This is a genomic window from Variovorax sp. J31P179 (assembly GCF_030316985.1).
In the GTDB taxonomy this organism is placed as follows: domain Bacteria; phylum Pseudomonadota; class Gammaproteobacteria; order Burkholderiales; family Burkholderiaceae_C; genus Variovorax; species Variovorax ginsengisoli_B.
On record NZ_JASZYL010000002.1, the window covers coordinates 199138 to 218338 of the forward strand.

20 protein-coding genes are annotated in these 19201 nt (G+C 68.3%); 11 read left to right on the forward strand and 9 right to left on the reverse strand.

Translation table 11 applies throughout. The annotated features are described in order from the left end of the window. The first annotated feature begins 19 nt into the window (after positions 1 to 19). The 7 genes from QTI17_RS05270 to QTI17_RS05300 all read left to right on the forward strand — a co-directional run bounded on the left by QTI17_RS05270 (position 20) and on the right by QTI17_RS05300 (position 6331). Complete coding sequence (locus QTI17_RS05270) at positions 20 to 1210, forward strand: substrate-binding domain-containing protein (RefSeq protein WP_286504189.1); 1191 nt, start codon at positions 20 to 22, stop codon at positions 1208 to 1210. A 138-nt stretch (positions 1211 to 1348) separates the two neighbouring features. Further along, positions 1349 to 2116 carry an ABC transporter ATP-binding protein gene (locus QTI17_RS05275; RefSeq protein WP_286531605.1) on the forward strand — a complete coding sequence of 256 codons (768 nt, stop codon included), beginning with the start codon at positions 1349 to 1351 and terminating at the stop codon, positions 2114 to 2116. Then, on the forward strand, positions 2113 to 2847 hold the full coding sequence (locus QTI17_RS05280; RefSeq protein ID WP_286531606.1) for an ABC transporter ATP-binding protein: 735 nt from the start codon (positions 2113 to 2115) through the stop codon (positions 2845 to 2847). The genes QTI17_RS05275 and QTI17_RS05280 overlap by 4 nt, the downstream gene beginning before the upstream one ends. Further along, complete coding sequence (locus QTI17_RS05285; protein ID WP_286531607.1) at positions 2844 to 3827, forward strand: branched-chain amino acid ABC transporter permease; 984 nt, start codon at positions 2844 to 2846, stop codon at positions 3825 to 3827. The genes QTI17_RS05280 and QTI17_RS05285 overlap by 4 nt, the downstream gene beginning before the upstream one ends. Positions 3828 to 3837: 10 nt before the next feature. Next, positions 3838 to 4902, forward strand: a complete 1065-nt coding sequence (locus QTI17_RS05290) for a branched-chain amino acid ABC transporter permease (RefSeq protein ID WP_286531608.1) — start codon at positions 3838 to 3840, stop codon at positions 4900 to 4902. After that, positions 4899 to 5774, forward strand: a complete 876-nt coding sequence (locus tag QTI17_RS05295) for an alpha/beta fold hydrolase (RefSeq protein ID WP_286531609.1) — start codon at positions 4899 to 4901, stop codon at positions 5772 to 5774. Before QTI17_RS05290 ends, QTI17_RS05295 begins: the two co-directional genes overlap by 4 nt. 50 nt (positions 5775 to 5824) lie before the next feature. Then, positions 5825 to 6331, forward strand: a complete 507-nt coding sequence (locus QTI17_RS05300) for a DUF1993 domain-containing protein (protein ID WP_286531610.1) — start codon at positions 5825 to 5827, stop codon at positions 6329 to 6331. Between the two features lie 6 nt (positions 6332 to 6337). Here the strand turns inward: QTI17_RS05300 and QTI17_RS05305 are convergent, their stop codons facing one another. Next, a complete protein-coding gene (locus tag QTI17_RS05305) occupies positions 6338 to 7336 on the reverse strand; it encodes an AraC family transcriptional regulator (RefSeq protein ID WP_286531611.1) in 999 nt (332 codons plus the stop codon). A gap of 74 nt (positions 7337 to 7410) precedes the next feature. Here QTI17_RS05305 and QTI17_RS05310 point away from each other — a divergent pair, with 74 nt between their 5' ends. After that, on the forward strand, positions 7411 to 7800 hold the full coding sequence (locus QTI17_RS05310) for a nuclear transport factor 2 family protein (protein ID WP_286531612.1): 390 nt from the start codon (positions 7411 to 7413) through the stop codon (positions 7798 to 7800). Between the two features lie 23 nt (positions 7801 to 7823). Here the strand turns inward: QTI17_RS05310 and hemH are convergent, their stop codons facing one another. After that, positions 7824 to 8852 carry a ferrochelatase gene (gene hemH, locus QTI17_RS05315; protein ID WP_286531613.1) on the reverse strand — a complete coding sequence of 343 codons (1029 nt, stop codon included), beginning with the start codon at positions 8850 to 8852 and terminating at the stop codon, positions 7824 to 7826. A gap of 15 nt (positions 8853 to 8867) precedes the next feature. Here hemH and QTI17_RS05320 point away from each other — a divergent pair, with 15 nt between their 5' ends. Continuing rightward, positions 8868 to 9599 carry an HAD family hydrolase gene (locus QTI17_RS05320; RefSeq protein ID WP_286522490.1) on the forward strand — a complete coding sequence of 244 codons (732 nt, stop codon included), beginning with the start codon at positions 8868 to 8870 and terminating at the stop codon, positions 9597 to 9599. Positions 9600 to 9615: 16 nt separating this feature from the next. Here QTI17_RS05320 and QTI17_RS05325 read toward each other — a convergent pair whose 3' ends face one another. From QTI17_RS05325 to QTI17_RS05340, 4 genes are all read right to left on the reverse strand, one after another. Then, positions 9616 to 10149, reverse strand: coding sequence for a hypothetical protein (locus QTI17_RS05325; protein WP_286531614.1), 534 nt, complete (start codon positions 10147 to 10149; stop codon positions 9616 to 9618). Beyond that, positions 10149 to 10829 carry a C39 family peptidase gene (locus QTI17_RS05330; RefSeq protein ID WP_503011021.1) on the reverse strand — a complete coding sequence of 227 codons (681 nt, stop codon included), beginning with the start codon at positions 10827 to 10829 and terminating at the stop codon, positions 10149 to 10151. Before QTI17_RS05330 ends, QTI17_RS05325 begins: the two co-directional genes overlap by 1 nt. 13 nt (positions 10830 to 10842) lie before the next feature. Next, the gene (locus QTI17_RS05335) at positions 10843 to 11214 is read right to left on the reverse strand and encodes a hypothetical protein (protein WP_286531615.1); all 372 of its coding nucleotides are present in this window, start codon (positions 11212 to 11214) and stop codon (positions 10843 to 10845) included. A gap of 95 nt (positions 11215 to 11309) precedes the next feature. Further along, entirely contained in the window at positions 11310 to 12704 is a 1395-nt protein-coding gene (locus tag QTI17_RS05340; RefSeq protein ID WP_286531616.1) for a hypothetical protein, read from the reverse strand. A gap of 567 nt (positions 12705 to 13271) precedes the next feature. Here QTI17_RS05340 and QTI17_RS05345 point away from each other — a divergent pair. Further along, complete coding sequence (locus tag QTI17_RS05345; RefSeq protein ID WP_286531617.1) at positions 13272 to 14591, forward strand: tol-pal system YbgF family protein; 1320 nt, start codon at positions 13272 to 13274, stop codon at positions 14589 to 14591. Positions 14592 to 14612: 21 nt separating this feature from the next. Continuing rightward, positions 14613 to 16118: a sigma-54 interaction domain-containing protein gene (locus QTI17_RS05350; protein ID WP_286531618.1), complete on the forward strand. Its 1506-nt coding sequence runs from the start codon at positions 14613 to 14615 to the stop codon at positions 16116 to 16118. A 6-nt stretch (positions 16119 to 16124) separates the two neighbouring features. On the opposite strand, the gene hpnE is transcribed toward QTI17_RS05350, so the two are convergent. Genes hpnE through hpnC form a run of 3 tightly spaced genes read right to left on the reverse strand, consistent with a single transcriptional unit; the run spans position 16125 to position 19162 of the window. Beyond that, positions 16125 to 17411 carry a hydroxysqualene dehydroxylase HpnE gene (gene hpnE, locus QTI17_RS05355; protein ID WP_286531619.1) on the reverse strand — a complete coding sequence of 429 codons (1287 nt, stop codon included), beginning with the start codon at positions 17409 to 17411 and terminating at the stop codon, positions 16125 to 16127. Between the two features lies 1 nt (position 17412). Beyond that, on the reverse strand, positions 17413 to 18252 hold the full coding sequence (gene hpnD, locus QTI17_RS05360; protein WP_286531620.1) for a presqualene diphosphate synthase HpnD: 840 nt from the start codon (positions 18250 to 18252) through the stop codon (positions 17413 to 17415). Between the two features lie 13 nt (positions 18253 to 18265). Next, the gene (gene hpnC, locus QTI17_RS05365) at positions 18266 to 19162 is read right to left on the reverse strand and encodes a squalene synthase HpnC (RefSeq protein WP_286531621.1); all 897 of its coding nucleotides are present in this window, start codon (positions 19160 to 19162) and stop codon (positions 18266 to 18268) included. Positions 19163 to 19201: the final 39 nt, after the last annotated feature.

The following is a 19201-nucleotide window of genomic DNA, read 5'->3' on the forward strand; positions in this document are numbered from 1 at the left end:
CACCTTCAGGAGACAAAGAATGCAACGTCGCTACCTCGTCGCGCTGGCCACCCTGGCTGCCGCAGGTGCCCTGGCCGCTCCGGCCTGGGCCCAGTCCAACGAGATCAAGATCGCCCACGTCTACAGCAAGACCGGTCCGCTGGAAGCCTACGGCAAGCAGACCCAGACCGGCCTGATGATGGGCCTGGACTACGCGACCGGCGGCACCATGACCGTCAACGGCAAGAAGATCGTCGTCATCGAGAAGGACGACCAGGGCAAGCCCGACCTCGGCAAGTCGCTGCTGGCCGCGGCCTACGCCGACGACAAGGCGGCGCTGGCAGTCGGCCCGACCTCTTCGGGCGTGGCGCTGGCGATGCTGCCGGTGGCCGAGGAATACAAGAAGATCCTGCTGGTCGAGCCGGCGGTGGCCGACTCGATCACCGGCGACAAGTGGAACAAGTACATCTTCCGCACCGGCCGAAACAGCTCGCAGGACGCGATCTCGAACGCGGTCGCGATCGACAAGCCCGGCGTCACGGTCGCCACGCTGGCGCAGGACAACGCCTTCGGCCGCGACGGCGTGAAGGCTTTCGGCAGCGCGCTGAAGAAGGCCAAGCTGGTCCATGAGGAATACCTGCCACCGGCCACCACCGACTTCACGGCCGGCGCCCAGCGCCTGATCGACAAGCTCAAGGACCAGCCGGGCCGCAAGGTCATCTGGATCGTCTGGGCCGGGGCCGGCAACCCCTTCAAGATCGTCGACCTCGACCTGAAGCGCTACGGCATCGAGATCGCCACCGGCGGCAACATCCTGCCCGCCATGGCGGCCTACAAGGCGCTGCCGGGCATGGAAGGCGCGGCCTACTACTACTTCGGAATTCCGAAGAACCCGGTGAACGAGGCCATGGTCTCGATGCACTACAAGGAATTCAAGACGCCGCCGGACTTCTTCACGGCCGGCGGCTTCTCGGCCGCGATGGCGATCGTGACGGCGCTCAAGAAGACCGGCGGCGACACCGGCACCAACAAGCTGATCACGGCGATGGAAGGCATGAGCTTCGACACGCCCAAGGGCAAGATGACCTTCCGCAAGGAAGACCACCAGGCGATGCAGTCGATGTACCACTTCAAGATCAAGGTCGACCCGGCCTTCGCCTGGGGCGTGCCTGAACTGGTCCATGAGATCAAGCCCGAAGAGATGGATATCCCCATCAAAAACAAGCGCTGAGCAAGCGATCGCGGCCGGCGAAGCCCGGCCCATTCGGGAAATGCCGCGGAACCGGCTTTGCCGGGCCGCAGGCGTTGCCCCCGGCAGGGGGTGGGCGGCTACACGAAGTGAGCCAACCTGGGGGGGAGCCCCATTTTCATGCTCGAAACCAAAGATCTCACCATCCGCTTCGGCGGACACGTGGCGGTGAATGCTGTCTCTTGCGCGTTCGCGCCGGGCACGCTGACCGCGATCGTCGGCCCCAACGGAGCCGGCAAGACCACGTACTTCAACCTGATCTCGGGGCAGCTCAAGGCGTCCGCGGGCACGGTGTCGCTCGACGGCCAGCTGCTGTCGGGCCTGCCGGCCTCGGCGCGCACGCGGGCCGGGCTCGGCCGGGCGTTCCAGCTCACGAACCTGTTCCCGAATCTCTCGGTGCTGGAGAACGTGCGCCTCGCGGTGCAGGCCACGCGTGAAGGCGCGCATCGGCGCGGCCTCAACCTGTGGAGCATCTGGAGCGACCACCGCGCCTTGACCGAGCGCGCCGACCAGATCCTGGCCGACGTCGCGCTGAAGTCGAAGGAGCACGCGACCGTGGCCAGCCTGCCGCACGGCGACCAGCGCAAGCTCGAGGTGGCGCTGCTGATGGCGCTCGAACCCAAGGTCTTCATGTTCGACGAACCGACGGCCGGCATGAACGCCGCCGAGGCGCCGGTGATCCTCGACCTGATCCGCAAGCTCAAGCAGGACAAGAGCAAGACCATCCTGCTGGTCGAACACAAGATGGACGTGGTGCGCGAACTCGCCGACCGCATCATCGTGCTGCACAACGGGCAGCTGGTGGCCGACGGCGAACCGGCCGAGGTGATCGCCTCGCCGATCGTCCAGGAAGCCTATCTGGGCGTTGCGAAGGAGGCCGCCGCATGAGCAGCATGAACACGAATCTTCTCGAGATGAAGGGCGTGCACACGCACATCGGGGCGTATCACATCCTGCACGGCGTCGACCTGGCCGTGCCGCGCGGCCAGCTCACGATGCTGCTGGGCCGCAACGGCGCCGGCAAGACCACCACGCTGCGCACGCTGATGGGCCTCTGGCATGCCTCGCAAGGCAGCGTGCGCTTCGGCGACAAGGACATCACCGCCCTGCATACGCCGCAGATCGCCGAACTCGGCATCGCCTACGTGCCCGAGAACATGGGCATCTTCTCGGACCTCACGGTCAAGGAGAACATGCTGCTGGCGGCCCGCAAGGCGAAGAACGCCGAGCAGATGGACGACGCGCGGCTGAAGTGGATCTTCCAGCTGTTCCCGGCGGTCGAGAAGTTCTGGAACCACCCGGCGGGCAAGCTCTCGGGCGGACAGAAGCAGATGCTGGCGGTGTCGCGCGCGATCGTCGAGCCGCGCGAGCTGCTGGTCGTCGACGAGCCCAGCAAGGGCCTGGCGCCGGCCATCATCAACAACATGATCGATGCCTTCGGCGAACTCAAGCGCAGCGGCGTGACGATCCTGCTGGTCGAGCAGAACATCAGCTTCGCCCAGCGCCTGGGCGACCAGGTGGCCGTGATGGACAACGGCCGCGTCGTGCACAGCGGCAGCATGGCCGCGTTCTCCGCCGACGAACGACTGCAGCAATCCCTGCTGGGACTCGCGCTATGAAAAACTCCGACTTCGACTGGAAGCCGCTCCTGCTGGTGCCGGTGCTCGCGCTGGTGGCGCTGCCGCTCACGGGCTCGGTCTCGACCTGGCTCACGCTCACGGTGGCCGGCCTCGCGATGGGCATGATCATCTTCATCATCGCCTCCGGCCTGACATTGATCTTCGGCCTGATGGACGTGCTGAACTTCGGCCACGGCGTGTTCATCGCGCTCGGCGCCTTCGTCGCCAGCAGCGTGCTCGGCCTGATGGGCGACTGGACCGGCTCGGGCGAGCTGTGGCGCAATCTGGTGGCCGTGTTCCCCGCGATGCTGGTCGCCATGGGGGTGGCCGGCGCGGTCGGCCTGGCCTTCGAGCGCTTCATCGTGCGGCCGGTGTACGGCCAGCACCTGAAGCAGATCCTGATCACGATGGGCGGCATGATCATCGGCGAGGAGCTGATCAAGGTCATCTGGGGGCCGGCGCAGATCCCGCTGCCGCTGCCCGAAGCCCTGCGCGGCTCGCTGCTGCTCGGCGACGCGGCGATCAGCAAGTACCGCATCCTCGCGGTGGTGATCGGCGCCTTCGTCTTCGGCCTGCTGGCCTGGACCCTCGGCCGCACCAAGATCGGCCTCCTGATCCGCGCCGGCGTGCAGGACCGCGAGATGGTCGAGTCGCTGGGCTATCGCATCGGGCGCCTCTTCGTCGGCGTCTTCGTGGTCGGCAGCGCGCTGGCCGGCCTGGGCGGCGTGATGTGGGGGCTGTTCCAGCAGAATCTGATCCCGCAGATGGGTGCGCAGGTCAACGTGCTGATCTTCATCGTGATCATCATCGGCGGGCTCGGCTCCACGGCCGGCGCGCTGATCGGCGCCTTGCTGGTCGGCCTGATGACCAACTACATCGGCTTCATCGTGCCGACGCTGACCCAGTTCGCGAGCATCTTCCTGATGGTGGCGGTGCTGCTGTGGCGTCCGCAGGGCGTGTACCCCGTGGCCAATCGTTGAAGAGAAACCCATGCTGTCCCGACTGCTTTCCAACGACCTGCCGCGCAGCCGCCTGCTGGCCTTGCTGCTCGCGGCCCTGGTGCTGGCGCTGGCCTTCGCACCCTTCCTGTTCCCGGGTGTCAAGGCGCTCAGCGTGGCGGCCAAGATCCTGGTCTTCATCGTGCTGGTCGCGAGCTTCGACCTGCTGCTGGGCTACACCGGCATCGTGAGCTTCGCGCACACGATGTTCTTCGGCATCGGCGCCTATGGCATCGCGATCTCGGCCAGCCGACTGGGCGCGAACTGGGGCGCGGTGGCGGTGGGCCTCGGCGCCGCGCTCGCGATCTCGCTCGCGCTGTCGCTCGCGATCGGCCTGTTCTCGCTGCGCGTGCGGGCGATCTTCTTCGCCATGATCACGCTGGCCGTGGCCTCGGCCTTCCAGACCCTGGCCTCGCAGATGTCGGATTTCACGGGCGGCGAGGATGGCCTGACGTTCAAGCTGCCCGAGCTGATCTCGCCGAGCTTCGAGTTCGCGGAAGAACCCTTCCTCGGCGTCTCGCTCGACGGCCGGCTGCTGTGCTACTACCTGCTCTTCGTCGCCACCGTGGTGCTGGTGCTGGCGCTGCTGCGGATCGTGAATTCGCCTTTCGGCCGCGTGCTGCAGGCGATCCGCGAGAACGAGTTCCGCGCCGAGGCGATCGGCTACCGCGTGGTGGTCTATCGGACCACGGCCTCGGTGCTGTCGGCGCTGTTCGCGACGCTGGCCGGCGCGATGCTCGCCATCTGGCTGCGCTACAACGGACCCGACACCTCGCTCAGCTTCGAGATCATGGTCGACGTGCTGCTGATCGTCGTGATCGGCGGCATGGGCACGATCTATGGCGCGGTGGTCGGCGCGGTGCTGTTCGTGATCGCGCAGAGCTACCTGCAGGATCTGCTGCGCATCGCCAGCGAGGCGGCGAGCGGCATCGGCTGGCTCGCGGCGCTGTTGTCGCCCGACCGCTGGCTGCTGTGGCTCGGCGTGCTGTTCGTTCTCTCCGTCTACTACTTTCCCACCGGCATCGTCGGCCGCCTGCGCGCGAGGGCCATGAAATGAACGCTCCAAGCTCGAACTACCTACAGATCGCCGGACGCGAGGTCCACTGGCTCGACTGGGGCCCGCGCGATGGCCCGGTGGTGGTGGCCTGGCACGGGCTGGCGCGCACCTGCCGCGACATGGACGAGCTGGCCCGGCACTTCGCCGAGCGCGGCTTCCGCGTGATCTGCCCCGACACCATCGGCCGTGGACTGAGCCAGTGGAGCCCGGCGCCGGACGAGGAGTACCAGCTGTCCTTCTACGGCCGGCTTGCGCTCGGGCTGTTCGATGCGCTGAAGCTCACGCGCGTCCACTGGGTCGGCACCTCGATGGGCGGCGCGATCGGCATGGTCTGCGCGTCGGGCCTGCTCGAGCCGACGATGAAGCCGCGCATCGCGAGCCTGGTGCTCAACGACAACGCGCCGCAGATCGCGGCGGCAGCGGTCGAGCGCATCCGTTCGTATGCCGGCCGGCCGCCGGCCTTCGACACGGTGGTCGAGCTGGAGCAGTTCTTCCGCACGGTCTACAAGCCGTACGGCCGGCTCAGCGACGCGCAGTGGCGCCGCCTGACCGAGAGCTCGACCCGGCGCCTGCCCGACGGCCGCGTGACGCCGCACTACGATCCGGCCATGGTGCGGCAGTTCGAGGCCCACCCGGACGACTACCTGCTGTGGCCGCACTACGACGCGATCGAGGCGCCGGTGCTGTGCCTGCGCGGCGTCGACTCCGACCTGGTGCTGCCCGAGATCCTGGCCGAAATGCGCACCCGGGGCCCCGGTGCCACCGGCCGACTGCAGATCATCGAGGTGCCGGGCTGCGGCCACGCGCCGGCGCTCAACGTGCCCGGGCACCTGGCGCCGATCGAGGCCTTTGTGCGCGCCGCCGGCACGTGAATCGAGACGGGCAGACAATCGGCCCGCTCATTCACTCGGAGACTTCATTCATGGCGCTTTCGTTCTACGACATCTCGGTCCCGGTTTTCGTCCGCGGACTCGGCCAACTCTCGCACGTGCTCGACAAGGGACTGGCCCATGCGCAGGCCAGCGGCACCGACCCGGCCGCCTTGTTCAATGCGCGCCTCGCGCCCGACATGTTCACGCTGGCCGGCCAGGTGCAGAGCGCCAGCGATGCGTCCAAGCTCGGCACGGCCCGCATCGCCGGCATCACGGCGCCCAGCTTTCCCGACACCGAGACCAGCTACGCCGAGCTGCAGGCGCGGGTCGCGAAGACGATCGAATTCCTCAACGGCGTCGACCGTGCGGGCGTCGACGGCGCCGAGGCGCGCGAGGTCGTGATGAAGGTGCGCGGCAACGAACTCAAGTTCACGGCCGAGCGCTACCTGCTGCAGTTCGCGTTGCCGAACTTCTTCTTCCACGTGACGACGGCCTACGACGTGCTGCGGCACAGCGGCGTGCCGCTGAGCAAGCTCGACTACCTGGGACGCTTCTAGGCTCGATCACAAAGGCCGGCGAGGAACCCTTTGCCGGCGTCGGAACGCCATCGGCGTGCAGCCGACTTCCCGTTTGAAGAACTTGCTGAAGTTGGTGGCCTCGTCGAAGCCCAGCTTGTCCGCAATGGCGGCGGCGGGCATGTCGGTATGCACCAGCAGACGCTTCGCTTCCAGGTTGATGCGCGCAGCGATGAAGGCCTTGGCTGTCATGCCCAGCGCCGCCGTCACTGCCCGCCCCAGGCTCTTTTCGGTGTCGCCGAGCTGGGTGGCGTAGTCGGCCACCTGATGCCACTCGGCGAAGCGTTCGTCCACGAGCCGCTGGAATCGCTTGAAGCGTTGCGATGCAGCGGAGATCACCGGCTCCTGCGATTGTTGTCGGCCGTGCAGGATGCTCAGTCGCGTCAGGAGCGCATGCAGCTGGTGGCGCAGCAGGGCATGCACGTCTTCCAGTGGCGCGTCGATCAGCGTGTCGTCGCGCATCCGCTGGATCGCGTCCGTCACCTTTTGCAGTTCATCGATGTTCAGGAGCAGATGTTCCGGCAATCTCTCCAGGTCCACCGCGAGCCTGGGGTCGCCGGGCGTCCTTGAAACCGGCAAGACGAATTCCGGACGGAACAGAACGTTCCAGCCATCCCAGTCCTGGTCATCTCCGTAGTTGTGCGCTTGCCCTGGCCGCAACACGAGCAGCGACCCCGGCTGGCAGGTGAGCGACCTGAAGTCGACCATCTGCGTGCAGTCGCCGCGCGTGACGCAGACCAAAGTGTGGAACTCGTACCGATGCGTCGTTCGCACCTTCTCCTGACCCCGGTGCCTCAAGTCGGCGACGGTGAAGATTTCGAGATCGAGCGGGTAGGGTGCCCGCGGGCGATAGCCCAGTCGCTGGATAACGCCGTTCGCCTTCGAGCCACCCGGCGTGGACCGAGCCGGTTTCAGTGAAGCGTAGGGCCCTCTTCTTGCACTTGGTGTCTTGAAAGTATCACTCATTGTCCAGAACGAACCGTTCAATTGGGCCTATTTTGTCTAAAAATAACCAACATTGACAACCGATATCCACAACCGCATCAACACGGGAGCGCATCATGAACAACATCGACATCACCAAGACCTACATCAAGGCCGTGCAGACGGGCGACCAAGCCACGCTGGGCAGCCTCATTTCGCCTGACGTGGTCTGGCACCAGCCGGGCAGCAACCAGTTCTCGGGCACGCATCGGGGCATGGCTGCGGTCGGCGCCCTGCTCGGCAAGATGATGGAAGTTTCCAGGGGAACCTTCGCGATCACCCGCGCCGACCACCACATGGCCAATGGCGACTGGGTGGCCGTCACGCTGGAATTTGCCGGCCAGGCCAATGGCATCGAGCTCAAGCAGCCGGGCGTCGACTTGATCCGGATCGAGGGCGGCAAGATCGTGGAAGTCCGGCTGTTCTCCAGTGACCAGAATCAGGAAGACCTGTTCTGGGGACAATGATCCGTCGCCCGCGTAGGCCCAGGTCAGGGCCGCGTCGGCCAGCCCGCCAGATGGCGCTCGGCGATGCCGCTGAGCGCGGTGATCCATGCCGGGCTGTCGTTGAGGCAGGGGATGTAGTTGAACTCCTTGCCGCCCGACGCGACGAAGGCTTCGCGGCCTTCCATCGCGATCTCTTCCAGGGTCTCCAGGCAGTCGGCCGGAAAGCCCGGGCACATCACGTCGACCCTTGAAACCCCCGCTGCGCCGAGTTCGCGCAGCGTGGGCTCGGTGTAGGGCTCGAGCCACTTCGCGCGGCCGAAGCGCGACTGGAAAGTCACGCGGTACTGGGCCGGCGCGAGCGCGAGCCGCTCGGCCAGCAGGCGCGCCGTCGCGAGGCACTGCGCCTGGTACGGATCACCGAGCCGGATGTTGCGCTCGGGAATGCCATGGAAGCTCATCACGAGCAGCTCGCCGCGGCCGTTGCGCTGCCAGTGCCGCTGCACGCTCTGCGCCAGCGCGTCGATGTAGAGCGGGTCGTCGTGGTAGTCGTTGACGAAGCGCAGCTCCGGCAGCCGGCGCACCCGTGCGCTCCATGCGTTGACCGCATCGATCACGCTGGCGGTGGTGGTGGCGGAGTACTGGGGGTAGGCCTGCAGCACCAGCACCCGGGTCGCGCCCTCGGCCTTGAGTTCGTCCAGCCGCGCCGCGATCGAGGGCTGGCCGTAGCGCATGGCATCGAGCACCGTCAGGCGATGGCCGCGCTCCCCGAGCCAGCCGGCCAGCAGCACGGCCTGCTTGCGGGTAAAGACCTTGAGCGGCGATCCCTCGGGCGTCCAGATGCTGGCGTACTTGGCGGCCGACTTGGCCGGCCGGGTCCGCAGGATGATGCCGTGCAGGATCAGCGCCCACAGCAGGCGTGGAATTTCGACCACGCGCGGATCGCCGAGGAAGTCCGCGAGGTACGGCCGCACGGCCCGGGCGGTGGGCTCGTCGGGCGAGCCGAGGTTGCACCAGAGCACCGCGGTGCGCTCCGGGGTCTTGGGGGCGGCGGGCGGTTCGTCTCTGAAGGGCATGCGATATTCTCGGTCATGGCTTTTGCGACCCCCGATTCACTCGCGCTCGACGTCAAGCGCATCGCCGCGATATCGCTCGACCTCGACGACACGCTGTGGCCGATCTGGCCCACCATCGAGCGCGCCGAGCGCGTGCTGCACGACTGGCTGCTGCGCGAGGCGCCCAGGACCGCCGACCTGCTGGTGACGCCCGGCATCCTGCGCGAGCTGCGCGAGGCGGCCGCCAAGGAGCGCTCCGACCTTGCGCATGACCTGAGCGCGCTGCGCCGCGAGTCGATCCGCGGCGCGCTGCGGCGCGCCGGCGAAGACCCGGCGCTGGCCGAGCCGGCTTTCGATGTCTTCTTCGAAGAGCGGCAGCGCGTCACCCTCTATGACGACGCACTGCCGGCGCTCAAGTGGCTCAGCGAACGCTATCCGCTGGTGGCGGTCTCTAACGGCAACGCCGACATCCACCGCACCGGCGTCGGGCGCTGGTTCCGCACCGCTTTCAATGCGCGCGATTTCGGCAGCGGCAAGCCGCACGCGCCGATCTTCCGCGCCGCCGCGGCCTCGGTCGGGCTGCTGCCCAAGGACGTGCTGCATGTCGGCGACGATGCGGCGCTCGATGTGGTGGGCGCGCTCGATGCCGGCATGCAGGCCGCATGGCTGGTGCGCGAGGAGCGGCCCTGGGAGCACGGCGCGCGGCCGCAGCTGATCGTGCCGAACCTGCACGCGCTGTGCATGGCCCTGGACACGGCCCGCGATTGAACTGATCCTCTGCGTTTCAGCGCGGCCCGGTGATCGCGCGCATCAGGCCGTCGCTCACGGGGGCCAGGGTGTTGTGGTTCTTGATCATGCCCAGCGCGTTGCTGCTGGCATCGATCACGGTCTGGTTCACGATGTGCTGGTTGTCCAGCGTGTTCTGGATGACCGTGCCCGAGGTCCCGGCCTGTTGGGGCAGGAAGCTGTTCCCGGGGCCGATCTGGATCAGGTTGATGGCCGCCATCTGCTTGCTGAGCTGCGCCGCCTGGGCCGCGCTCAGGTTGTTCAGCTGCCCGAAGTTGAGGGTGGTCTGCGTCACCAGGTCCCCGTTGACATAGGTGGCGCGCGAGATGCCGAAAGTCACCATCAGTCCGTTGCCGGTGTCGAAGCCGCCCCGCAGGCTGTCGAGGGTGTCGTCGCCCACCGCCATCCAGGTCTCGCTGTGCCGCTGCACCGGGTCGGCCAGGTCATCGGCCCAGGCCGGGGCGGCGCAGGCGCCCGCCAGCAACGACAGGCCGAGGACCGATCGCATCGACAGGGCGCGAACGCGGCGCATCAGAAGTCTCCCGGTCCCAGCTTGGGCAGCGCGATGTCGTTCATGCCGTCGCGGCTGATGCCCGTGCCCACCGGTGCCCGCGGCGCGGCGCGCCAGTCGGCCGCGACGTTGAAGCGCGCGGAATTCATGCGGTTGTGGATCACGAACAGCAGGCCGTTCTGCCACTTGCTCTCGAACACCTTGCGCGGCATGGCGCGCGTACCCAGCGCCGGGTCGCCGAGCAGCACCCGGTCGTCCTGCAGGCCCTTGACGACCACGAAGTGGTGATAGCCGTCGGAGTTGATCAGCACGATGGCCGGGACGCGGGCCTCGTTGAGCTTGTCGAGCGGCTGCTTGAAGCCGTCGGCCTCGAAGCCCTGGGCCTCGAGGAAGCGCTTCATGTCGAGCAGCGAAAATCCTTCGGTGCGAATCTTGGCCTGGTCGCCGTGCTCGTACATCTGCTGGAACACGGTCTGCTCGGTGACCGGAAAGCCGTAGTGGTGGGTCAGCAGCGTGGCCAGCGCGGCCGAGCCGCAACTGAAGTCGTATTTCTGAATGAGCGTGCGTCCCGTGCGGGACTGCTTCAGCGAGGTGAGCGGAATGACGACGTCGCCCATGGCAATCGACGGCATGTAGGCGCCGTCGGCGACGGCCAAGTCGGCCGTCGCCAACAACGCGATGCAGAGCAACAACCGACGCATGGTGGAACGCCCTTCAGTTCATCTGGAGATTGAGGATCGTGGCGTTCTGTATCAGCACGTTGGCGCCGCTGTTCTGGATCACCGTCGGCAGCCCGCTCATGTTGGCGAACGATCCGGCGCTGATCGTGTTGTCGCCCGTCGTGACGTTGCGTGCCGAGTTGTTGGCCGTGACGCCGCGCAGGGTCATGTCGTTGTTCACGACTTCGGCGCCGCCGCGGGTCTGCGCCAGAGTGTCTGCGTCCACCGGTTGGGCGACGAATGCCACGCTCCGGGACTCGGCGCCGGCGGCGTCGCGTTCCGGCTGCGCACTCTGCGCCGCCACCGTCACCGGCAGCATGATCCCGAGCGCCAGGCAAATGGGCCCGAGGCGGGTGATGGATGTCATCGTGTCTCCCTTCGGCCTGTGTGGAGGGCAGGCCGATCCACGCCGTGCACCCCGGTCACCCGGAACGCACGGCGGCGATCGGTCCCGCGCTTCGATCAGCGACCCACGGACAGGTTGGCCTGCACGTTCACGCTTTGCTGAACCAGCGAGGACAAGCCACTGTTCTGGTTGGCGAGCATGATGCCGGCGGCGCTCTGGCCGACGCTGGTCATCGTGTTCGACATGTTGAACGTGCCTGCATCGACGGTGTTCGTCCCGCCGCCACCGCCGGAGCCGCCTTGGCCCACGCCACCGGTACCGCCTGCCGCGGTGTTGGTTCCACCGTTGCCGCCGCTGCCAGCGCCGCCGGTGCCATTGCCGCCGTTGCCGCCATTGCCGGCGGTGTTGTTGCCGTTGCTGGCGCTGCCGTTGGTGGCGCTGCCGTTGGTGCTCGAGCCGCCATTGCCGCCGGTGCCGTTGCCGGCCGTGCGGGTGCCGCCGGAGGTGCTGGTGGCTGCGCCGCCAGCGCCGCCTGCGCCGCCTGCGCCGCCAGCGCCCGTGGCGCCGCTCCCGCCGCCTGCGCCTGCGGTGCTCGTTCCGGAGCCCGCGCCGCCTGTGCCGCTCGCGCCGCCCGCACCGGCCGTGCCGCTGGTGCCGCCTGCGCCACCTGCGCCGCCAGCGCCGCCGGCACCCAGGGTGCCGTTGCCGCCGTCGCCGCCCGAGCCGCCGGAGGTGCTGCCGGTGCTGCCACCACCACCACCACCGCCGGTCCGGCCGCCAAGGCCTGCCGCCAGGCTGCCGCTGCCGCCGCCGCGACCGCTGTCGCCGCTCGAGCCGCCGCGTCCGCCGTCGCCGCCACTCGAGACGGCCCTGCCGCTTTCGCTCGAACCGCTGGCGCTGCCACCGGAGCCGCGACCGCCGTTGCCCGCGTCACCGGCACCGCCATTGGTGGCGCTGCCATGGGTGATGGAGCCGTTCGAGGCGGTGCCGCCCAATGCGCCGACCGCGCCGTTGCCGACGCCGCCGTTGCCGCCCGTGCCGCTTCCGGAGGCGGTGCCGCCAGCGCCACGACCACCGGTGCCGCCGTAGCCCTTGCCGCCCGCGGCCGAGCCGTTATTGGTGGCCTGATTTCCAATGCCCCAGATGCCGTTGTTCGACACCGTGCCATTCAGCTCACTGCTCGCCGTGGCGGTGGTCTTGTTGAAGTTGAAGGCGTTGTCGAAGGTGCCCGTGGAACCGTTGTTCAGCGCAGCTGAACGCGCCGCGCTGGTCACCGCGTCGCCCGAGTCCTTGTTGGTACTGCTGTCAGTACGCGTGCTCGAATGCGTGCTGCTGTCAGTGCGGGTGCGCTGGCTGCTGTCGGTGCGCGAATAGGTACTGCTGTCGCTGTAGTTGACGTTGACATTGGTGTCGGCACCGGCGCCCGATGGGCCGGCCGTCTGCTGCGCGAACGCGGCGCCACCAAAACCGAACGCCACCGCAATGGCTGAAGCCAGAAGTGACTTTTTCATGAACCCTCCAGTAAGTTGAACGGACAAGGCTTGACTTGATATGCGGCCGCAAATCGGTGGGGCATGTGCAACTTCGGTGCCAGCAATTTACGGCTTGTTTCGCGAGGGCTTCGCTACAGAGGCAAGAGCCCGCTTCGACCGCGCTTCGCAGACCCGACGCGGGACGGTCGAAGGGCTGTGGGGCCGTCGAATGAGCACTCGTTTTGTCACACTGCCTTGACGGCCGTTCGATGTAGCGGCACGGCGGTGCGCCGAAGGGTCCGACACCCCCCGGACCGGCTCCAGCCTTATGCCGGCGTGCTTTTCGTCACGTGGGTGTGACAGTCGATCGCGTCGAAGCTAGGCCTTGCTCGGGGGCCGCTCCTTTGGCTGCGAGGCCAGGCTTGGCGCCGCGCGCCGCGAAGCCGCCGGCAGTCGTCCGGATCGAAGTGCAACAAATCTGAGACAGCCACTGAATTCGCTACAAATCGCTTACCTTTGTTTGCAATTTGTAGCTTGGTGCACTTGTTCTTTACGATTAGGCTGGCACGCGAAAACGCTCGTACCAAGAAGCAAGAGAGGGACACCATGGAGACCTTCGGTCCGCACAGGGCGCTGGCATTGCTGGCCTGTTCGTCACTGGCATGGTCGGGTGCCCTTGCTCAGAGCCAGGGTGCTTCCTCGACGCGCAATGCAGCCAAGCGGCTGGAGGCGCTGCAGCAGCAGGTGAAGGACCAGGGGCGGCAGATCGATGCACTCAAGGAGCAGGCCGACCAGCAAGAGGCCCGCTACCGCGAACTGCAGCAGCGCCTCGAGACGCAGGAGGCGCGCGGCGCGCCGGCGCCCGATGCAACCCGGACCGCGACCCGCAAGCCGGCCCCGGAGGGCGAGGCGGCCGATGCCGGCGCGAGGCCGGTGCAGGTCGGCGTCGCGCCCAGCGACGAGACGCCGCAGCCGCCGCAGTATGCGCAGCTGTTCGACGAACCCGGCGTCCTCACGCCCAAGGGCAAGTTCGTCTTCGAGCCTTCGCTCTTCTACGGCTACTCGTCCAGCAACCGCGCCGCGCTGGTGGGCTACACGGTGATCCCGGCCCTGCTGATCGGGCTGATCGACGTGCGCGAGTTCAAGCGCAACACCTTCATCGGCACCCTGACCGGCCGCTGGGGCGCCACCAACCGGCTCGAGTTCGAAGCCAAGCTGCCCTACGTCTCGCGTTCGGACGACACGATCAGCCGCGAGATCTTCACTGGTTCGGCGTTCGACAACGTCTTCAACACCACGGGCAGAGGGATCGGCGATGCCGAATTCGCGGCCCGCTACCAGATCACCGACGGCAAGGACGGCATGCCTTACGTGATCGGCGGCTTGCGCTTCAAGTCGCGCACCGGCACGGACCCGTTCGAGGTGGTCACCGACTGCGTGACGCGCTGCATCGGCAACACCACCGGCACCGGCCTGCCGCTCGACCTGGCCACCGGCTCGGGCTTCTATTCGCTGCAGCCGGGCGTCACCTGGCTGCTGCCTTCGGACCCCGCGGTGTTCTTCGGCGGTCTCAACTTCACCTACAACTTTCCCCGCAGCGGCATCAGCCGGCTGGTGCTCAACGGCGAGCGCGAGTTCATCGGCGACGTCAAGCCCGGCAACGTATGGGGCCTGAACTTCGGCATGGGCCTGTCCATCAATGACCGTTCGTCCTTCAGCCTCGGCATGGAGCTGTATTCGATCGGGCCTACCGAGCAGAACGGCCAGCGCGTGATCGGCTCGGTGCGCACGCAACTGGCTTCGCTGCTGCTGGGCTACTCGTACCGCTACAGCCCCAAGACCACCTTGAACGTGACCGTGGGCGCGGGGCTGACGCGCGACACGCCCGATCTCCAGATGACAGTCCGGGTGCCGATGTCGTTCTAGCCGCGGCTGGGATTGGTCACCATGCAGCAACCAGGCAGCATTCTTTGCGTGACGCTAGGCGGCCATTCGATGCGGGTGGCCGAGCAGCTGCTCGGGCGCGGCTGGGACCTGGCCCAGGCGAACGACCTGGCCGCCGCCGGCCGCCTGCAGGCGCACCGCAGCTTCATGCTCGGCCTGTTGGTGGTTGGCGCCGAGTCGACCGTGCCCGAGACGGCGGTCGAGGCCTGCATCGGCGCCTCGGGCGGCAGCGAGTGGGTGGCGGTGTGCGAGCCCCAGGCGCTGGAGTCACCGGCCTTCCGCGACCTCGTCCTGGGGAGCTTCTTCGATCACCTGCTGATGCCCTTCCACCTGGACGAGCTGGAACTGGTGCTCGGCCACGCAACCCAGCGCGCCATCCTGCGGCAGCGCCACGACGCGGCCCGCCGGCATGCGGTGGATGCGCTCGGCATGGTCGGCCAGGGGCCCGCGATCACCCGCTTGCGCGAGCAGATCCGCAAGGTCGCCGCGACCGAGGCGCCGGTGCTGATCGGAGGCGAGAGCGGCAGCGGCAAGGAACTGGCGGCGCGCGCGATCCATCAGTGCTCGCACCGCTCGGCGGGGTCCTTCGTGGCCGTCAACTGCGGCGCGATATCGCCGTCGCTGATCCAGTCCGAACTGTTCGGCCACGAGCGCGGCGCCTTCACCGGCGCATCGTCCGAACGCCGAGGGCTGATCGAAGCAGCCAGCGGCGGCACCATCTTCCTCGACGAGATCGGCGACCTGCCGATCGAACTGCAGACCAACCTGCTGCGCTTTCTGCAGGAAAAGACGATCAGCCGCGTGGGCGGCGTGCGCAACATCCATGTCGATGTGCGGGTGGTGGCGGCATCCCATGTGGACCTGGCCGAGGCGGTTGCTGTCGGGCAGTTCCGGGAAGACCTGTTCTATCGGCTGAACGTGCTGTCGATCGACGTCGCGCCGCTGCGCCGGCGGATGGAAGACGTGCCGATCCTGGCCGAGTATTTCTTCCAGCGCTGCGTCGCCAAGAGCCGCACGCGGGTGCGCGGATTCAGCCGCCAGGCGCTGGCCGCGATGCTCGCCCACGCCTGGCCCGGCAACGTGCGTGAGCTGTTCAACCGCGTGCAGCGCGCGGTCGTCATGACCGACCGGCGCCTGATCGGGCCCACCGACCTGGGCCTGCAGGCAGTCGAGAACGTGGCCGGCATGGGGCTGGACTTGGCGCGCACGGCGGCCGAGCGTGACGTGATCTGCCTGACCCTGACGCGGGTGGGACGCAACATCACGCATGCCGCGCGCGAACTCGGGGTCTCGCGCATGACCCTGTATCGGCTGATGGAAAAGCACGGCATCGCGCTCGAATCGGAGTCGCGGCTTCACGTGGCCCCGGTCTGGCCGGAGCCGGCGCCGGTGATTCGACCGACGCCCTCGCCGCGGGTCGGCGATCCGCTCGAGGCCATGATGAAGGCGCCGTCCGCGGGCTTCCACGCCGATTGGGCGGGTGCCGGCAAGCCGGCGGGGCGGGCTTAGGCGGGCCTAGGCGAGCGCACGTGCGGCGTCGATGGCGCTGCGCACCGCGCCTTCGAGCGTGGCCGGATAGGCGCCATCCACATAGTCGCCGCAGGCCAGCAGGCCCGGCGCCACCGCCTGCCGCGGGCGAACCAGCCTGGGCACGCAGGCGAAGGTGGCGCGCCGCTCGACCACCGTCAGCACCGCCCGCAGGTCGGGCTGGCCGAGTTGCTCCCGGGCCTGTGCCAGCACCTGGCGCTGCAACTGTTCGCGGTCGTCTCCGCTGGCACTGATCACGCAGGCCAGCAGGCCATGCGGACCGCCGAGCTGGCCGCGATCGAAGACGAACTGCGCCGGCGCGTCGTCCCGGCTGCGCAGTGCGAGCATCGGTGCCGGCAGCACGGCGTCGCCATGCAGGTAGACGGTGGCGATGGCTTCGTGCGCCAGCGCCTCGGCCGCGGCCGCCCAGTGCGGCGCCGCGTCGGCCGCCAGCCGTGCCGCTTCCCAGGGCGGGCAGGCCAGCACCACCCGATCGAAGGGCTCGCCGTCGACCTGCCAACCGGTGCCATGGCGCGCCAGCGTGCGCACCCGGCGGCCCGTTTCGGTCCGGGCGCCGTGCTGCCGCAGCCATCGATCGGCCGCGTCGGGGAACAGCGCACCGAGGTCGACCCGCGGCAGCAGCAGCTGTGATCCGCCGGGCGTCTTGAACAGCGCATCGGCCAGTACCCGCAGGAACACCTGGCCGCTGGCTTCGGCTGGCGGCGTGTTCAAGGCCGACAGGCACAGCGGCTCGGTGAGCTCGGCCTGCACGCGCGGCGTCAGGGTGCCGCACAGGTCGGCCACCGTGGCCGTGTCGGCGCAGGCGAAGCCTTGCCGCTGCCAGCGTGTCGACGTCTGCAGCAGCGACAGCTTGTCCCGCCACGACCAGCCGCGCGCCGCCAGCACCCCGGCCAGCACGTCGAGTGGTGCCAACCGGCGCGTCGCCCGGTCGAGCCAGTGCGGCAGCTGCGGCAGCGACAGTCCGCCGCCGTCCGGAAAGCGCAGCACCAGCGGAATGCGCTGGAGGGCCGCACCGGCATCGACGCCCACCCGCGCCATCAGCGCCAGGGTCTCGGTGTAGGCGCCGATCAGGATGTGCTGCCCGTTGTCGAGCAGGAGCGGGCTTCCGTCGGGCAGCGTCGCCGACAGCGCCCGCGCCCGCCCACCCCATTGCCGCGCGGCCTCGAAGACCGTGACCGCATGCCCGGCCCGCACCGCCTCGACCGCGCAGGCCATGCCGGCCCAGCCGCCACCGACGACCGCAACAGTGCTCAAGTCAGAGCTTCCCGAGTGCCTGGACACGCCACGCCAGCCACAGCTTGCGAACCGGCGTCAGGCTCACGCGCTGGTCGAGCACCTTGAAGTCGTCGCGCGCGATCTCCTCGAGCAGCGTGCGATAGATGCTGGCCATCATCAGTCCGGGCTTCTGGGTCCGCCGGTCGGCCGCGGGCAGCAGCGCGAGGGCCTCGTCATAGGCCTCCAGCGCCCGCCCGGCCTGGAACTTCATGAGCGCCACGAAGCGCTCGGAATGGACCCGGTTCAGGATCTCGTGGGCCTTGACGTCGAACTGCTGCAGTTCGTTGACCGGCAGGTAGATGCGGCCCCGCAGGGCATCTTCGCCGACGTCGCGGATGATGTTGGTCAGCTGCAGCGCCAGGCCCAGCTTGTGCGCGTACTCGGTGGTCTTCGAATCGGTCTGGCCGAAGATGCGTGCCGCGCCTTCGCCCACCACGCCCGCCACCAGGTGGCAATAGCGGCGCAGCGCCGGGAAGTCGAGGTAGCGCGTCTGGTCGAGGTCCATCTGGCAACCCTCGATCACCTGCTGCAACTGCCGCTCCTCGATGCCGTAGGCGGCCGCGTGCGGCATCAGGGCCTGCATGACCGGGTGGTGCGGCTGGCCGGCGAAGGACTGCGCGACCTCGCTGCGCCACCAGGCGAGCTTGGTCGCCGCGACGCCGGGGTCGCTGACTTCGTCGACCACGTCGTCGACCTCGCGGCAGAAGGCATAGAAAGCCGTGATCGCCGCGCGGCGCGGTTTCGGGAGAAACAGGAAAGCGTAGTAAAAGCTGCTGCCCGACGCAGCGGCCTTGTCCTGGACGTACTGCTCGGGGGTCATCGTGCGGGACTCTTCATGCGGCCGATTGTCTCCGCATCCGCATGGCCCGCCAGGCCAGCAGCGCCGCATCGCCGCGCCCGAGGGTCGGGCGGGCCGAGAAGCTGTCGCAGCCCTGGGCCTCGATCTTGTCGAGGATCCGGCTGCCGCCCTGGACCACGAAGCGCAGTTCCCAGCCGGCACGCCCGGGCAGACGGTGCACCAGCGGTGCGCCTTCCTGCATCAGCCCGCGGGCCCACGCCACTTCGCTCGCCACCAGCGCAATGGCGGCGGACGGCGGCGCGGTGGTCGCCAGCGGCGCGAAGCGGTCGAAATCGCCTTCGGCGAGGCCATGTACGCGACAGTCCTCGCGCGGCAGGTAGCGGCGCCCGCGCGGCAGGTCGACGCTCAGGTCCTGCCAGAAGTTGATCAGCTGCAGCGCGCTGCAGACGGCGTCGCTCTGCGCCAGCGAGCGCGCGTCGGTGACGCCGTACAGGTGCAGCAGCAGGCGCCCGATCGGGTTGGCCGAGCGGCGGCAGTAGTCCAGCAGCTCTGCGCGGTCGGCATAGCCGGCGCGATCGCGGGTTTTCTCGATGTCCTGCACGAAGGCCGACAGCAGATCCGCCAACAGCTTCTCGGGCAGCGCGAATTCGCGCATCGAAAAGGCCAGCGGCCCGAACACCTCGGGCCAGCGGCTGGCGGGCGCCCTGCCTCCTGCGGCGGCGGCGAGGTCGGCACGGAAGTCGCGCAGGGCCTCCAGCCGTTCGGCCGGACCGGCATCGCCTTCGTCGGCGATGTCGTCCGCGGTTCGGGCGAAAGCGTAGATGGCCGCGATCGGCGGGCGAAGCCGCGGCGGGCACAGCCACGAGGCGACGGGGAAGTTCTCGTAGTGCGTGGGCGCGGCTGCGAGCGGGGGAGGGGAGAGGGATGACACGCAGTCGATTGTCCCGCACGCTACGATCGGAGCCGCCAC